General features: G+C 72.0%; 15 protein-coding genes and 1 pseudogene. 3 read left to right on the plus strand and 13 right to left on the minus strand.

Features of this window, described 5'->3' with window-relative positions; genetic code table 11:
* Positions 1-15: 15 nt before the first annotated feature.
* The 9 genes from IE242_RS34310 to rimP form a co-directional block, all read right to left on the minus strand.
* Positions 16-249, minus strand: a complete 234-nt coding sequence (locus tag IE242_RS34310; RefSeq protein WP_189866470.1) for a DUF397 domain-containing protein — start codon at positions 247-249, stop codon at positions 16-18.
* A gap of 85 nt (positions 250-334) precedes the next feature.
* Positions 335-1,294: a bifunctional riboflavin kinase/FAD synthetase gene (locus IE242_RS34315; RefSeq protein ID WP_189866472.1), complete on the minus strand. Its 960-nt coding sequence runs from the start codon at positions 1,292-1,294 to the stop codon at positions 335-337.
* Positions 1,295-1,704: 410 nt separating this feature from the next.
* Entirely contained in the window at positions 1,705-2,610 is a 906-nt protein-coding gene (gene truB, locus IE242_RS34320) for a tRNA pseudouridine(55) synthase TruB (protein ID WP_189866474.1), read from the minus strand.
* Entirely contained in the window at positions 2,607-3,053 is a 447-nt protein-coding gene (rbfA, locus tag IE242_RS34325) for a 30S ribosome-binding factor RbfA (protein WP_189866476.1), read from the minus strand. Before rbfA ends, truB begins: the two co-directional genes overlap by 4 nt.
* A gap of 55 nt (positions 3,054-3,108) precedes the next feature.
* On the minus strand, positions 3,109-3,402 hold the full coding sequence (locus IE242_RS34330) for a DUF503 domain-containing protein (protein ID WP_189866478.1): 294 nt from the start codon (positions 3,400-3,402) through the stop codon (positions 3,109-3,111).
* Between the two features lie 259 nt (positions 3,403-3,661).
* Positions 3,662-6,727, minus strand: coding sequence for a translation initiation factor IF-2 (gene infB / locus IE242_RS34335; RefSeq protein ID WP_189866480.1), 3,066 nt, complete (start codon positions 6,725-6,727; stop codon positions 3,662-3,664).
* A 162-nt stretch (positions 6,728-6,889) separates the two neighbouring features.
* A complete protein-coding gene (locus IE242_RS34340) occupies positions 6,890-7,171 on the minus strand; it encodes a YlxR family protein (RefSeq protein ID WP_189866509.1) in 282 nt (93 codons plus the stop codon).
* 263 nt (positions 7,172-7,434) lie between these two features.
* Complete coding sequence (gene nusA, locus IE242_RS34345) at positions 7,435-8,421, minus strand: transcription termination factor NusA (protein ID WP_189866482.1); 987 nt, start codon at positions 8,419-8,421, stop codon at positions 7,435-7,437.
* 2 nt (positions 8,422-8,423) lie between these two features.
* Positions 8,424-8,957, minus strand: a complete 534-nt coding sequence (gene rimP / locus IE242_RS34350; protein WP_189866484.1) for a ribosome maturation factor RimP — start codon at positions 8,955-8,957, stop codon at positions 8,424-8,426.
* A gap of 236 nt (positions 8,958-9,193) precedes the next feature.
* Between rimP and IE242_RS34355 the strand changes: the two genes are divergently transcribed.
* The 3 genes from IE242_RS34355 to IE242_RS34365 are packed head-to-tail and all read left to right on the plus strand — an operon-like array spanning position 9,194 to position 11,176.
* Positions 9,194-9,742 (plus strand): hypothetical protein, encoded by a 549-nt coding sequence (locus tag IE242_RS34355; RefSeq protein WP_189866486.1) that lies wholly within the window; start codon positions 9,194-9,196, stop codon positions 9,740-9,742.
* Complete coding sequence (locus IE242_RS34360; RefSeq protein WP_189866487.1) at positions 9,739-10,233, plus strand: ferritin-like domain-containing protein; 495 nt, start codon at positions 9,739-9,741, stop codon at positions 10,231-10,233. The genes IE242_RS34355 and IE242_RS34360 overlap by 4 nt, the downstream gene beginning before the upstream one ends.
* 28 nt (positions 10,234-10,261) lie before the next feature.
* Positions 10,262-11,176 carry an aminoglycoside phosphotransferase family protein gene (locus IE242_RS34365; RefSeq protein WP_189866489.1) on the plus strand — a complete coding sequence of 305 codons (915 nt, stop codon included), beginning with the start codon at positions 10,262-10,264 and terminating at the stop codon, positions 11,174-11,176.
* 190 nt (positions 11,177-11,366) lie between these two features.
* On the opposite strand, the gene IE242_RS34370 is transcribed toward IE242_RS34365, so the two are convergent.
* From IE242_RS34370 to IE242_RS34385, 4 genes and pseudogenes are all read right to left on the minus strand, one after another.
* Positions 11,367-13,061 carry a proline--tRNA ligase gene (locus IE242_RS34370; RefSeq protein WP_189866490.1) on the minus strand — a complete coding sequence of 565 codons (1,695 nt, stop codon included), beginning with the start codon at positions 13,059-13,061 and terminating at the stop codon, positions 11,367-11,369.
* Positions 13,062-13,174: 113 nt separating this feature from the next.
* Entirely contained in the window at positions 13,175-13,741 is a 567-nt protein-coding gene (locus IE242_RS34375; RefSeq protein WP_189866492.1) for a GNAT family N-acetyltransferase, read from the minus strand.
* Positions 13,742-13,832: 91 nt separating this feature from the next.
* Positions 13,833-14,681 (minus strand): GNAT family N-acetyltransferase, encoded by an 849-nt coding sequence (locus tag IE242_RS34380; RefSeq protein ID WP_189866494.1) that lies wholly within the window; start codon positions 14,679-14,681, stop codon positions 13,833-13,835.
* 168 nt (positions 14,682-14,849) lie between these two features.
* Positions 14,850-15,263, minus strand: a pseudogene (locus tag IE242_RS34385) (flavodoxin-dependent (E)-4-hydroxy-3-methylbut-2-enyl-diphosphate synthase); the annotation flags it as partial.

Below are 15,263 nucleotides of genomic sequence, written 5' to 3' on the forward strand. Positions count from 1 at the left end.
CGTACGAAACGCATCTCACTGCTGCAGGTCGAACTCCCCGTCGCGCGCGCCGAGCACGAACGCCCGCCACTCCGCCGCGGTGTAACGGAGGACCGTGTCGGGGTCCGCGGAATTGCGCATCGCGACGGCACCGCCTTCCAGATAGGCGATCTCCACCCGCTCGTCCTGGGGTCCATCAGGGGAGCCGACCCACTCGGCGCCGCTGATGTCCATGGCGTACAGCGCTTCCTTCTCCTGCTCGGTCGCCACCGGGTTCGCTCCGTTCCACTGGCCGTATGGGCGGGGGAAGTCTACAACTGGGCCCAGGGGCAGGGACTTTGCACGCTGCAAGCGCTCAGGCAGCGGTGCCTTCCGCGGCCTCGATCAGTTCGCGGCAGCGCTTCACGTCCACCGCCATCGCCTCCAGCAGCGATTCCAGCGAGTCGAACTTCTGCTGCCCGCGCACATAGGCGAGGAAGTCGACGGCGGCGTGCAGACCGTACAGGTCCAGCCCCACCCGGTCGATGGCGTACGCCTCGACGGTCCGCTCGGTGCCGTCGAACTGCGGGTTCGTGCCGACGGAGATGGCGGCGGGCATGGCCTCGCCCCCAGCGTGCAGCCAGCCCGCGTACACGCCGTCGGCCGGAATGGCGGTGTGCGGCAGTGTCTCGACGTTGGCGGTCGGGAAACCCAACTCCCGCCCGCGCTGGGCCCCTCGTACGACGACGCCCTCCACGCGGTGCGGGCGGCCGAGGATCTCACGGGCGCCCTCGACGTCGCCCTCGGCCACCAGGCGCCGGGTCAGCGTCGAGGAGAACGGCTCGCCGCCGCCCGCCTCGCCCGACACGTACAGGTCGACGACCTCGACCTCGAAGTCGTACGTCTTGCCCTGCTCGGTCAGGAACGCCACGTCACCCGCCGCCTTGTGGCCGAACCGGAAGTTCGGGCCCTCGACGACGGCCTTGGCGTGCAACTTGTCGACCAGGACCTTGACCACGAAGTCGGCCGGCGACAGCCGCGAGAACTCCGTCGTGAACGGCAGGACGAGCACCGCGTCGACGCCCAGCTCCGTCATCAGTTCGGCGCGGCGGTGGTGCGGGGCGAGCAGCGGGGGGTGGCTGCCGGGTCGGACGACCTCGCTGGGGTGCGGGTCGAAGGTGACGACGACGGAGGGGACGCCCAGCTCACGGGCGCGCTCCACGGCATGCCTGATGATCAGCTGGTGCCCGCGGTGCACTCCGTCGTAGGAGCCGATGGTGACGACGCTGCGCCCCCAGTCCTGGGGGATCTCCTCCAAGCCACGCCAGCGCTGCACTGTGACTGCTCCTTGTCGAACGTTCCGAACCCGTGTCCGGAACCGTGTCCGTAGTTGCTCATCCGCAGGTCTAAGGGTGCCATGCCGGGTGCCCACGGCTTGCACCGGCATGGTGGCTGTGACGGGCGGCACGCGCGCGGGAAGCCGGCGCTCGCCTGGACCGGGCGCGTCGGCCATGAGGCTGCCGCGTATGCAGTGGGTTGTGAACGCGCCCCCTTCCACTCCCTCCGCTCACTCCGAGCGCCTGCTCATTGGGGTGAATAGTCAAGAGCGGATGGATACACCTCTGGGTGGGGGAACCGAGGGGGACCGTGGAGCGGCGCATCAGGAATCCCCGTGATCGCCGCTCCACGGGCAACACACCCACCGCTCACGGAGCCCGGAGCCCGGGCTCCGTCTCCAGCTCCGTCTCAGCCGAACACGGCGAGGCTCTTGGCCTTGCCCCGGTGCTCCTCGACCAGTGCCAGGAACCGGCCTTCCGGGTCGAAGACCGCCACGGGTCCGGCACCCGCGTACGTCTCGGGCATCTCCAGCCGTACGCCGTTCAGCAGCAGCCGCGCACGCTTGGCGTCCACGTCCCAGCGCCGGAACGCGGCGGCGGCAGCCTCCGCGACGGGCATGACGGTGAGCTCCTCCTGGAGCCGGTCCAGGGTCTTCGCCGCGTCCAGCCGGTACGGCCCGACGCGCGTCCGGCGCAGGGCCGTGAGATGCCCGCCCACGCCGAGGCCGGCCCCCAGGTCCCGGGCGAGGGCCCGGATGTAGGTGCCGGAGGAGCAGACGACCGACACGACGAGATCCAGCACCGGGGTGCCGTCCTCGGCGACGGCGTCCCGGACGTCGTACACGGTGAAGGAGGAGACGGTCACCGGCCGGGCCGGAATCTCGAACTCCTCGCCCTCACGCGCCCGCTTGTACGAGCGCACGCCGTTGATCTTGATGGCGCTGACCTTGGACGGCACCTGCATGATGTCGCCGGTCAGCTCGGCGATGCCGGCGTCGACGGCCTCCCGGGTCACCGCGGAGGCGTCCGTGGACGAGGTGATCTCGCCCTCGGCGTCGTCGGTGACCGTGGTCTGGCCGAGCCGGACGGTACCGAGGTACTCCTTCTCGGTCAGGGCGAGGTGACCGAGGAGCTTGGTCGCCCGCTCGACGCCGAGGACGAGCACACCGGTCGCCATCGGGTCGAGGGTTCCGGCGTGGCCGACGCGACGGGTCCGCGCGATCCCGCGCATCTTGGCCACGACGTCGTGCGAAGTGAAGCCCGACGGCTTGTCGACGATGACAAGGCCGTCGGGCGTGGTGGTTTTCTGGGTCATTCGGCGGTGTCGTCCTCGTCGTCACCCGGCTTCTTGTACGGGTCGGCCTCCCCGGCGTACTTCGCGCCGGAGGCCGCCTGGCGCACCGCCGCGTCGGAGGCGCGCGCCCGGTCGAGGAGGTCCTCGATGTTCTTGGCGGTGTCCGGGAGGGCGTCCGCGACGAAGGTGAGGGTCGGCGTGAACTTCACGCCCGCCGCCCGGCCGACCTCGGACCGGAGGATGCCCTTGGCGCTCTCCAGGCCCGCGGCGGCGGCCGCGCGCTCCTCGTCGTCCCCGTACACCGTGTAGAAGACGGTCGCCTCCCGGAGGTCACCCGTGACCCGGGTGTCGGTGATGGTGACGTGGGAGCCGAGCCGCGGGTCCTTGATCCCGCGCTGCAGCTTCTGGGCCACCACCTCTCGGATGAGGTCCGCCAGCCTCTTAGCCCGCGCGTTGTCGGCCACTGGTCCGTCTCCTCGTTCTTCCTGCTGTTGTTCTGTGTTCCTGGTTCGCGGTCGTTCAGTCGTCGTCGCCGTGGATGCGGCGCCGCACCGAGAGCAGCTCCACCTCCGGGCGGGCGGCGACCATCCGCTCGCACCGGTCGAGTACGTCGGTCAGATGTCCCGCGTCGCCGGAGACCACCGCCAGGCCGATGCCGGCCCGGCGGTACAGGTCCATATGGTCGACCTCTGCCGCGCTCACCGCGAATCTTCGCTGGAGCTCGGCCACGATCGGGCGGACGACGGAGCGCTTCTCCTTCAGCGACCGGACGTCGCCGAGCAGGAGATCGAAGGACAGAGTCCCCACGTACATATGTGTCCGGATGACCCGCCGGTCCGGGATCGATGGCCCCCCCATCCGTATGGGCAGGGACACCGAAACCGTACAACGAACGGGCCGGGCGCTCGACGGGGTTTCTCCCCCGCCTCCTCTGCCCGGTCCGTCTCTCGAGGGTCGCGCCCCGGCCTCCGGGAGCGGGGGCTGGGGGGCGCGGAAAAGCCGGTCGGGGCCGCCCGGCAGGGAACGGTGTCCCTGCCGGGCAACCCCAGCCCGGTTCAGCTCGCCGCAGGCGTCAGACGCGCGGCTTCTCCCGCATCTCGTACGTCGCGATGACGTCGTCGATCTTGATGTCGTTGAAGTTTCCGAGGTTGATACCGCCCTCGAAGCCTTCGCGGATCTCGGTGACGTCGTCCTTGAAGCGACGCAGGCCCTCGATGGTGAGGTTCTCCGCGATGACCTTGCCGTCGCGGAGGAGGCGCGCCTTGGTGTTGCGCTTGACCTCGCCGGAGCGGATGAGCACACCCGCGATGTTGCCCAGCTTGGACGACCGGAAGACCTCGCGGATCTCCGCCGTGCCGAGCTCGACCTCCTCGTACTCCGGCTTGAGCATGCCCTTGAGGGCCGCCTCGATCTCCTCGATCGCCTGGTAGATGACCGAGTAGTAGCGGACGTCCACACCCTCGCGCTCGGCCATCTGCTGCGCACGCCCGGCGGCGCGCACATTGAAGCCGATCACGATGGCGTCCGAGCCCATCGCCAGGTCGATGTCCGACTCCGTGACCGCACCGACGCCGCGGTGCAGGACGCGGATGTCGACCTCTTCGCCGACGTCGAGCTGGAGCAGGGAGGACTCCAGGGCCTCGACGGAACCAGAAGCGTCACCCTTGATGATGAGGTTGAGCTGCTGGACCTCGCCGGCCTTGAGCACCTTGTCCAGGTCCTCGAGGGAGACGCGGCGCGTGCGCTTGGCGAACGCGGCGTTCCGCTCACGGGCGGCGCGCTTCTCGGCGATCTGACGGGCCGTACGGTCCTCGTCGACGACGATGAAGTTGTCGCCCGCACCCGGGACGTTGGTCAGGCCCAGGACCTGGACCGGCGTCGACGGGCCGGCCTCGGCCACGTTGTTGCCGTTGTCGTCGAGCATCGCCCGGACGCGGCCGTACGCGTCGCCGACCACCATCGTGTCGCCGACCCGCAGGGTGCCTCGCTGCACGAGGACCGTCGCCACGGCACCACGGCCGCGGTCGAGGCGGGACTCGATCGAGATGCCCTGCGCGTCCTGCGTCGGGTTGGCCCGCAGGTCGAGCGAGGCGTCGGCCGTCAGGATCACGGCCTCCAGCAGCGAGTCGATGTGCAGACCCTGCTTGGCGGAGATGTCGACGAACATCGTGTCGCCGCCGTACTCCTCGGCCACCAGGCCGTACTCGGTCAGCTGACCGCGCACCTTGGTCGGGTCCGCGCCCTCGACGTCGATCTTGTTGACCGCGACGACGATCGGGACGTCGGCCGCCTTGGCGTGGTTCAGCGCCTCGACCGTCTGCGGCATGACGCCGTCGTTGGCCGCGACCACCAGGATCGCGATGTCGGTCGACTTCGCACCACGGGCACGCATGGCGGTGAACGCCTCGTGACCCGGGGTGTCGATGAAGGTGATCTTGCGATCCTCTTCGTTGACCTCGGTCGTGACCTGGTAGGCACCGATGTGCTGGGTGATGCCACCGGCCTCGCCCGCGATGACGTTCGTCTTGCGGATGGCGTCGAGCAGGCGGGTCTTACCGTGGTCGACGTGACCCATGACGGTGACCACCGGCGGGCGGACCACGAGGTCCTCCTCGCCGCCCTCGTCCTCACCGAACTCCAGGTCGAAGGACTCGAGCAGCTCGCGGTCCTCCTCCTCCGGGCTGACGATCTGAACCGTGTAGTTCATCTCGTCGGCGAGGAGCTGGAGCGTCTCGTCGGAGACGGACTGGGTCGCGGTGACCATCTCGCCGAGGTTCATCATGACCGCGACGAGCGACGCCGGGTTGGCGTTGATCTTCTCCGCGAAGTCGGTGAGCGACGCACCGCGCGACAGGCGAATGGACTCGCCGTTGCCGCGAGGCAGCATCACGCCGCCGACCGACGGGGCCTGCATGGCCTCGTACTCCTGGCGCCTCTGCCGCTTCGACTTGCGGCCACGGCGCGCGGGACCACCGGGACGGCCGAAGGCGCCCTGCGTGCCACCACGGCCACCCGGACCGCCGGGACGGCCACCGAAGCCGGGACGGCCACCGCCGCCACCGAAGCCGCCGCCACCGCCACCACCGGGACGACCGGCGAAGCCGCCGCCGCCACCGGGACGACCGGCACCGCCGCCACCGCCCGGACGGCCGGCGAAGCCGCCGCCAGCGGGACGGCCGGCGCCGCCGGGACGACCCGCACCGCCCGGACCGCGGCCGCCGGGGCCACCGCCGGGACGCGGGCCGGCAGCGGGACGCTGCGGCATCATGCCGGGGTTCGGACGGGGGCCGCCGGGACCGCCGCCGGGACGCGGACCGCCCTGCGGGCGGGGCATGCTGCCCGGGGTCGGGCGGGGACCGCCCGGAGCCTGCGGACGCGGACCGCCGGCCGCACCCTGCGGACGGGGACCGCCCTGGCCGCCCTGGCCGGCCTGCGGACGCGGGGCGCCCGGAGCACCGGGGCCGCCGGGACGCGGAGCGCCGCCCGGACGGGGCGCCTGCGGGCGCGCCATGCCGGTGGAGCCGCCGGACGTGAAGGGGTTGTTGCCCGGACGCGGGCCTGCCGGACGGGCACCGGGACGCGGCGCACCCCGGTCACCACCCGGACGCTGGCCGCCGGGACGCGGGGCCTGACCCTGACCGCCCTGACCGCCCTGGCCACCCGGACGGGCACCGGGCTTCGGACCGCCGGGGCCGGGACGGGCACCCGGGCGCGGGGCCGGAGCCGCGGACGGCGACGGGGGCGCCGTGAACTCGGGCGCGGTCGGAGCCGGGGACGCCGGGGCGGGCCGCGGCGCGGGCTTCGGGCCGGGCGTGGGACGCGGGCCCGGAGCCGGGGCCGCGGGCTTCTCGGCCGCGGGCGGCTTGGGTGCGGCCGGACCCGGGCGCGGCGCGGCCGGACGCGCGGCCTGCGCGGGGGTGGGGGCTGCCGGCTTCGCCGGGGCAGCCTTACGGGGGGCGCCCTGCTTGGCGCCCCCGTTGCCCTGCTGGAGGGCATCAGTCAGCTTGCGTACAACGGGGGCCTCGATCGTCGAGGACGCCGAACGGACGAATTCACCGAGTTCCTGGAGCTTGGCCATGACGACCTTGCTCTCCACACCGAACTCCTTGGCGAGTTCGTATACCCGGACCTTAGCCACTTCGCTCCTTTGAGGTCCGGGTTGCGTCCGGACCGTCGCTACTTCATGGGCGTACTCATCGCGTACTCATCGAGTGCTCATCGCAATCTCGACCTGCTTTCGACTCGCGAGGTACCAGAGCCGCACGGGGTTCCGTGCGGCACGTCTTACGGTGTTGCCTGCTCAGCAACTGTCCGTCTGCTCGACGTGATGGCGCAACGCCTTTGTGTCGAGCGGTCCCGGGACACGCAGCGCCCGTGGGAACGCCCGGCGGCGTACCGCCTGGTCGAGACAGACAGGGGCGGGGTGGATGTAGGCACCCCGGCCGGGCAGCGTACCGCGAGGATCGGGAACGCAGTGTTCCTCGATCGCCACGATCCGCAACAGATCGGCCTTGGCTGCTCGCTCCCGACACCCCACACAGGTGCGTTCAGGGCGTGCGCGGGCAAGCGTCCGGCCAGACACTTCCAAGTCTACCTCCCCGCACCGACACCACCCCTTCGGGGCGGTGATCGAACAGTTGCCGTGCACGAACCTGACGTGATCTGAGCGACCTTCGTCTCAGATTCATTCCCGACCGACCACCTTGCCGGGGGCCGGCCCGTGCTTGCCTGTCGGCCCTCCGGCCGGTCGTCCTGGCCGGTCGCCCGCAGGGCGACCGGACCGTCCCGCCCTCCTGTTTCCCTGATCGCGGGCGATCCATTCGGGCCGGCCGGAGGTCGGATGCGTCAGCCGGACTGCTGCTCGGTGTCCGGGCGGATGTCGATCCGCCACCCGGTGAGCCGGGCGGCGAGGCGGGCGTTCTGCCCCTCCTTGCCGATCGCCAGCGACAGCTGGTAGTCGGGGACCGTCACGCGCGCGGAGCGGGCCGCGAGGTCCACGACCTCGACCTTGGAGACCCGGGCCGGGGAGAGGGCGTTCGCCACCATCTCGGCCGGGTCGTCCGACCAGTCGACGATGTCGATCTTCTCGCCGTTCAGCTCGCCCATGACGTTGCGCACCCGGCCGCCCATGGGGCCGATGCAGGCGCCCTTGGCGTTCAGGCCGCTGCGCGTGGAGCGGACGGCGATCTTCGTACGGTGACCGGCCTCACGCGCGATGGCGGCGATCTCCACCGAACCGTCGGCGATCTCCGGCACCTCGAGCGCGAAGAGCTTCTTCACCAGGTTGGGGTGCGTGCGCGAGAGCGTCACGGAGGGACCGCGCACACCCTTGGCCACCCGGACGACGTAGCTGCGCAGGCGCATGCCGTGCTGGTACGACTCGCCGGGGACCTGCTCCTGCACCGGCAGGATGGCCTCCAGCTTGCCGATGTCGACGAGCACGTTCTTCGGGTCGCGGCCCTGCTGGACGACACCGGTGACGATGTCGCCCTCACGGCCGGCGTACTCGCCGAGCGTGGCGTCGTCCTCGGCGTCCCGCAGACGCTGCAGGATGACCTGCTTGGCGGTGGTGGCGGCGATGCGGCCGAAGCCCGACGGTGTGTCGTCGAACTCGCGCGCCTCCTGTCCCTCCTCCAGGTCCTCGGGGTCCTCCTTCGCCCACACGGTCACATGGCCGGTCTCCCGGTTGAGCTCCACGCGCGCGTGGCGGCGGCTTCCCTCGGTGCGGTGGTAGGCGATGAGGAGGGCCGACTCCAACGCCTCGACCAGCAGGTCGAAGGAGATCTCCTTCTCCCGTACCAAGCCCCGCAGGGCACTCATGTCGATGTCCACGGCTACGCCTCCTCCTCTTCCTTCATGTTCTCGATGTCGTCGCCGACGTTGCCGTCGTCGGTCTTGCGGTTGAACTCGACCTGGACACGCGCCTTGTCGACGTCGGCGAGGGCGAGCCTGCGGGTGGTGGCCTTGCGGCCCTTCACCCCGGGGACCTCCAGGTCGAGGCCGTCCTCGTGCACGGCGAGGATTCTCGCGACCAGGTCGCCGCCCTCGCGCAGCTGGAACTTCACCAGACGGCCGGTGGCACGTACGTAGTGCCGGTGCTCGGTGAGGGCGCGCTCGGCGCCCGGGGTACCGACCTCCAGGGTGTACTCGCCCTGGCCCATCGCGTCCGTCTCGTCGAGCTTCGCCGAGAGCGCGCGGCTCACCTCGGCGACGGCGTCCAGATCGGCGCCCGTGTCGGAGTCGACGACGACACGCAGCACACGCTTGCGTCCGACCGAGTCCACCGCGATCTCCTCGAGATCCAGGCCCTGGGAGCGTACGAGCGGTTCGAGCAGTTCTCGCAGCCTCTCGTTCTGGGTGGTGCTCATCCGGGTGACTCCTCGGCCGCGTGTGCTGTTGTGGGAAGGTCGCGTGTCAGGTCAAAGGGTATCCGGTCCCGGGGGGTGTTGCGGTCCACCGCGGCACCACGGGGGCGGGCGGAGCGGCGCGCTGACCGGTACCGCGCGGGTGTGCGGGCAGTACGCCGGTGCACGGGTACGGTGATCACACGTCAACCGCTTGTCCGTTCGTCTTCCGTTCGTACGACCATGCCGAGGACCTCGCCGTGCCGTTTCCCCTGCCGTCGCGCACCCCGTCGGGGCCGCGCAGAAGGAGTCTGCTCGCCGGCGCCGCCGGAGCGGTGCTGCTCGTGGGCTGCACGTCCGACTCCGATCCGCAAGCCGCCGGGGGCGACTCCGCGGCCCTGAAGCGCGCACGCGCGCGTGTGGCGCGGGACAGCGCGGAGCTCGCCGAGCGGTACGCGGCCGTGATCGCCGCGCATCCGGAGCTGACGGAGCTGCTGACGCCGCTGCGGGCCGAAGTCGTCCGGCACGCGCAGGCGTTCGGGGGCAGCGTGCCCGACGGCAAGCGGGCGTCCGCTTCCGCATCGGCTTCCCCTTCCGCTTCCGCTGCTCCTTCCGCTTCCGCTTCGGCTTCCGCGGTGCCCACCGAAGCGGGGTCCGCCCTCGCCCAGCTGGCGACGGCCGAGACGGAGCTCGCGGACCGGCGGACGAAGGCGCTGCTGGAGGTGCCGGGCGAACTGGCGCGGCTGATGGCGTCCGTGGCGGCGGCCGGGGCGGGGCACGCGTTTCTGCTGAAGGAGGGGGCGAAGTGAGCGGCACGGCAGGCAAGGGCGACTCGGAGAAGACACGGCAGGCGGGGGAGCTCGGGGCGCTGCAGGCGGCGCTCGCGGCGGAGCATGCCGCGGTGTACGGATACGGCGTCGTGGGCGGCCGGATAGGCGACAGCCGACGGGTCGACGCGCACGCCGGGTACGACGCCCATCGCGCCCGGCGTGACGAGCTCGCGCGCGCCGTGCGGGACCTGGGCGGCAGCCCGGTCGCCGCGGACGCCGCGTACACGCTCCCCTTCACCGTCGAGGACTCCGGCTCCGCCGTTCGCCTCGCCACCGAGCTGGAGGAGCGGGTGGCCGCGGTCTACTCCGATCTCGTACGGGCGTCCGAGGGCGACCGGAGGCGCGCGGCGGCCGAGGCGCTGCGCGAGGCGGCGGTGCGGGCGGTGCGCTGGCGGGACGGGAGCGTAGCCTTCCCTGGTCTTGCCGAGCGGGCGGCCTCACCGGACCGGTCGGCGGCACCGCACACGTGAACCCGACCGGGAAGGGAACGACTCGCGCATGGCTTTCGAACCGCCGCGGCGTGTCGTGCGGGCACTCGCCGAGACGCCGCACCACGGGGCCGACGAGGCCGGCGACTGGCTGGAGGAGCTGCCCGAGCTGGCTCAGCAGGCAGTTGCTCTACGCGAGTTGACCGTCGAACGGGTCCAGGCGCCGGGCGGCCGCAGCAGCGTCGTGCTGCTGGTGCGGCTGCCCGGCGGCACCCCGGCCGTGCTGAAGCTGGCACCGCCCCGTGCCCGGCCCGAGAGCGAGCGGGCGGCCCTCGCGCACTGGGACGGGCGGGGCGCGGTACGGCTGCTCGACCCGGGGCACGACAGCCAGGGCGTCCTGCTGCTGGAGCGGCTGCGGCCCGACCTGTCCGTGCGGTCCCTGCCCGAGGCACGGGCCCTGCTGGAGGCCGCGGGGACGCTGCGGCGGCTGTGGGTGGAGCCGCCCGCCGGGCACATCTTCGAGACCGTTGCCGAGCGGACGGGCCGGCAGGCGGAGGCCATGCGGGCGGACGCGGACGCCGACGAGGACGTGGCGCCGCTGGTCGACGCGGCGCTCGCCGCCCGGGAGGAGCTGCTCGCCGCCCCGCCCGAGGAGCTGCTGCTGCACGGGACCTTCCGGCAGAGCAAGATCCTCGCCGGGGAGCGCATGCCGTGGCTGGCCGTCGGCCCGGATCCGGTGGTCGGCGAGAGCGCCTTCGACCTGGCCCGGCTGGTGCGGGACCGGGTGGAGGACCTGATCGCCTCGCCGTCGGGGGCGTCCATCACCCGCCGCCGGGTGAAGCGGCTCGCCGAGTCCCTGGAGGTGGACCAGGAACGGCTGCGGGGCTGGACGCTGTTCCGCGCCGTGGAGTCGGGTGTGCGGGCCCGCCGGGTGGGCCGGGCCCAGGACGCGGAACTGCTGCTGGAGTTCGCGGGGTGGCTGTAGGGGTTCTCGCCCCCGCCGCCCCTTCCCGTCCCGCCCCGGGGACCGGCCCCGGACCTTCCGCTCCTCAAACGCCGAACGCCGGAGGGGCGTTGCCTCCCCGCACGGACTGAGGCGTCCGGCCCGCAGACGACGACCCCGCGCACACGCGAAGACCCCTGCCGCGCACGCGGCAGGGGTCCTGACGAAGCCGCTACGCCGACAGGCGGGCGATCGCCTCGTCCACGGTCAGTTCCTCGCGCTCGCCGGTGCGGCGGTCCTTCAGCTCCAGGACTCGGTCGCCCGCGCGGCGGCCGGCCACCAGGATCTGCGGGACACCGATCAGTTCGGCGTCGGTGAACTTCACGCCCGGGGAGACACCCGCGCGGTCGTCCACCAGGACGCGTACGCCCGCGGCGCCGAGCTTCTCGGAGACCTCCAGCGCCAGTTCGGTCTGGAGGGCCTTGCCCGCGGCGACCACGTGGACGTCGGCCGGGGCGATCTCCTTCGGCCAGCACAGACCCTGCTCGTCCGCCGTCTGCTCGGCGAGCGCGGCCACGGCGCGGGAGACGCCGATGCCGTACGAGCCCATGGTCACGCGGACCGGCTTGCCGTTCTGGCCGAGGACGTCGAGCTGGAAGGTGTCGGCGTACTTGCGGCCCAGCTGGAAGATGTGGCCGATCTCGATGGCGCGGTCCAGCTTCAGGCCGGTGCCGCACTTCGGGCAGGGGTCGCCCTCCTCGACCACGACGACGTCGAGGTAGTCGTCGACCTGGAAGTCCCGGCCGGCGACCACGTTCTTCGCGTGCTTGCCCTCCTTGTTGGCGCCCGTGATCCAGGAGGTGCCGGGGGCGACGCGCGGGTCGGCGATGTAGCGGACCTTCTCCAGGCCCTGCGGGCCGACGTAGCCGCGGACGAGGTCCGCGCGGCCCTCGAAGTCCTCGGCGGTGACGAGCTCGACGACCGCCGGGGCCAGGTGCTCGCCCAGCTTGCCGAGGTCGACCTCACGGTCGCCCGGGACGCCGACGGCGACGATCTCGCCGTCGACCTTCACCAGCAGGTTCTTGAGGGTGGCGGAGGCCGGGACGCCGAGGTGCTCGGCGAGCGTCTCGATGGTCGGGGTGTCGGGGGTGTCGAGTTCCTCGACCGCCGGGTGCTCCGCGCCCTCGACCGGCTTCAGCGCGAAGGTGACGGCCTCCGTGTTGGCCGCGTAGTCGCAGTTCGGGCAGTCCACGAAGGTGTCCTCGCCGGCCGCGGCGGGGGCGAGGAACTCCTCCGACGCGGAGCCGCCCATGGCGCCCGAGACGGCGGAGACGATGCGGTAGTCCATGCCCAGGCGGGCGAAGATCTTCTGGTACGCCTCGCGGTGCAGGCGGTACGACTCCGCCAGGCCCTCGTCGGTCGTGTCGAAGGAGTACGAGTCCTTCATCTGGAACTCGCGGCCGCGCAGCACGCCGGAGCGCGGGCGGGCCTCGTCCCGGTACTTGGTCTGGATCTGGTACAGCATGACCGGCAGGTCCTTGTACGACGAGGCCTGGTCCTTCACCACCAGGGTGAAGATCTCCTCGTGGGTCGGGCCGAGCAGGTACTCGCCGCCCTTCCGGTCCTTCAGCCGGAAGAGCAGGTCGCCGTACTCCTCCCAGCGGGCGGAGGCCTCGTACGGCTCCTTGGGCAGCAGGGCCGGGAGGAGGACCTCCTGGGCGCCGATCGCGTCCATCTCCTCGCGGACCACGCGGGAGATGTTGTCGAGGACCTTCTTGCCGAGCGGCAGCCAGGTCCAGATGCCGGCGGAGTTGCGGCGCACGTAGCCCGCGCGGACGAGCAGCTTGTGGCTGAGCGTCTCGGCGTCCGCCGGGTCGTCACGCAGTGTCTTGACCATCAAACGGGACATGCGCTGGACCTGGGCCATGGTTTCTCGACTCCTGCTGCGTAAGGGTGATGGCCACGAGGTTAGCCCCGCGGTGCGGGACGGCGGAAATCGATAAGCCCTCGCGGCCGCGGGAGGCGGCGCGAGATCCGGCGCTACCTGCGGCGCAGGGGCAGCGGGGCACCCATCACGGCGTACGGCATCGGGGCGCTGGGGAAGAGCACCTGCCGGGCCAGGTCCTCGTAGCCGAGCGAGCGGTACAGGCCGCGCGCCGGGCTCTCGATGTCGATCGCGGAGAGGATCGACCGTGGCTCGGCGGCGCCGTCCGTGATGGCGGTGATCAGGGTCCGGCCGATGCCGTGGTTCTGGTACCGCGGGTGCACGTGCAGCTCGGTGATCACGAAGGAGTCGTCCAGCCAGGACTCGTGGCCCCGCGCGCGCAGGTACGGCTCGACGACCGTGGACCACCAGTGCGTCCGGTCGTTGGGCATGCCGTAGACGAAGCCGACGAGGTCTCCGCCGGGGACGGTGGCACCGAGGGCGCGGGCGCCCGGGTGGGTCAGGTGCCGCAGGACGATCTGCCGGCGGACGGCGACCTCGTCGGCGCCGAGCCCGAAGGCCAGGGCCTGCACGGCGAGCGCCTCGTCGACGCGCGCGGAGAGGTCGACAGGGCCGATCACGATGTCGTCGGGGTGGCGGTGTGCCTGACCGGGAAGGCGCATGTGGGGAGAGTACAGGGGGGCGCGGGCCGTCGTCGGGGGACGGGGTCCCGAGCGGCTGTTCGGGTGCGCGTGGTGCGAGCGGACTCGCTCCTCAGAACAGGACGCTCATGAACGCGCCGACCTCCTGGAAGCCGACGCGCCGGTACGTGCGGCGCGCGGGTGTGTTGAAGTCGTTGACGTACAGGCTCACCACCGGGGCCACGTCCGCCAGCGCATAGCGCAGGACGGCGGCCATGCCGGGCACCGCGAGGCCGCGGCCGCGGTACTCGGGGGCGACCCACACACCCTGGATCTGGCAGGCCTGGGGCGTGGCCGCGCCGATCTCCGCCTTGAAGACGACCTTGCCGTCGCCGTCGAGGCGGGCGAACGAGCGGCCGGAGCCGACGAGTTCGGCGACCCGGGCCTGGTAGAGCAGCCCGCCGTCGCCGGCCAGCGGGGAGACGCCGACCTCCTCCGTGAACATCGCCACGCACGCCGGCATGATCGTGTCCATCTCGTCCTTGCGGATGCGGCGCACATACGGGTCCGGGGTGATGCCGTCAGGCAGCCGGTCGGCGACCATCAGCGGCTGGTGGGCACGGACCTCGCGGGCGGGGCCCCAGCTCGGTTCGAGCAGCCGCCACAGCAGGGCGGTGGGCTCGGCGGGGCCGACGATGGAGGAGCAGCGGCGGCCGGTTCGGCGGGCGCGGTCGGCGAAGGCGCGTACCGCGCGCGGGGTGGCGCAGATGGGGACGAGGTTGGCGCCCGCGTAGCACAGGGACGTGAGCATGCCGTCCTCGTACCAGCCCCACATCTCGCCGCCGAGCCGCCAGGGGTCGAGGCCCGCGACCTGTACCCGGGACGTCACGAAGGCGTTCGTGACCGGCTCGCGGTCGAGGACGGCGAGCGCGGCGTCCAGGTCACTCGGTTCGAGGACCCGGGTGGTGGTCTGCGTCAACACGGGCGGGGGGCCTCATCGTGGGGTTCGCTGATCTCCGCACTGTACCTGGCGGATCTGTGGGGCGCCGGGTCGTGGGGCCGGTGGCCGGCTGGGGGCGGAGGAACGTTTCCGCCCGGACGTGCTCGTCCGGGCGGGTCCGCCTGCGCACCCCCGCCGCGCCCGGTCGCCTCAGCCCGCCACCGACACCGTCGGCTCGCCCGAGGTCACGCCCTCGGACTCCATCTGCTCGGCGATCTTCATCGCCTCCTCGATGAGGGTCTCCACGATCTTCGACTCGGGCACCGTCTTGATGACCTCGCCCTTCACGAAGATCTGGCCCTTGCCGTTGCCGGAGGCCACCCCGAGGTCGGCCTCACGGGCCTCGCCGGGACCGTTGACGACACAGCCCATGACCGCGACCCGCAGCGGCACCTCCATGCCCGTGAGGCCCGCGGTGACCTCCTCGGCCAGCTTGTAGACATCGACCTGGGCCCGGCCGCAGGACGGGCAGGAGACGATCTCCAGGCCGCGCTCGCGCAGGCCGAGGGACTCCAGGATCTGGGTGCCGACCTTGACCTCCTCCACCGGCGGGGCGCTCAGCGA

It is taken from the genome of Streptomyces poonensis, assembly GCF_014650915.1.
In the GTDB taxonomy this organism is placed as follows: domain Bacteria; phylum Actinomycetota; class Actinomycetes; order Streptomycetales; family Streptomycetaceae; genus Streptomyces; species Streptomyces poonensis.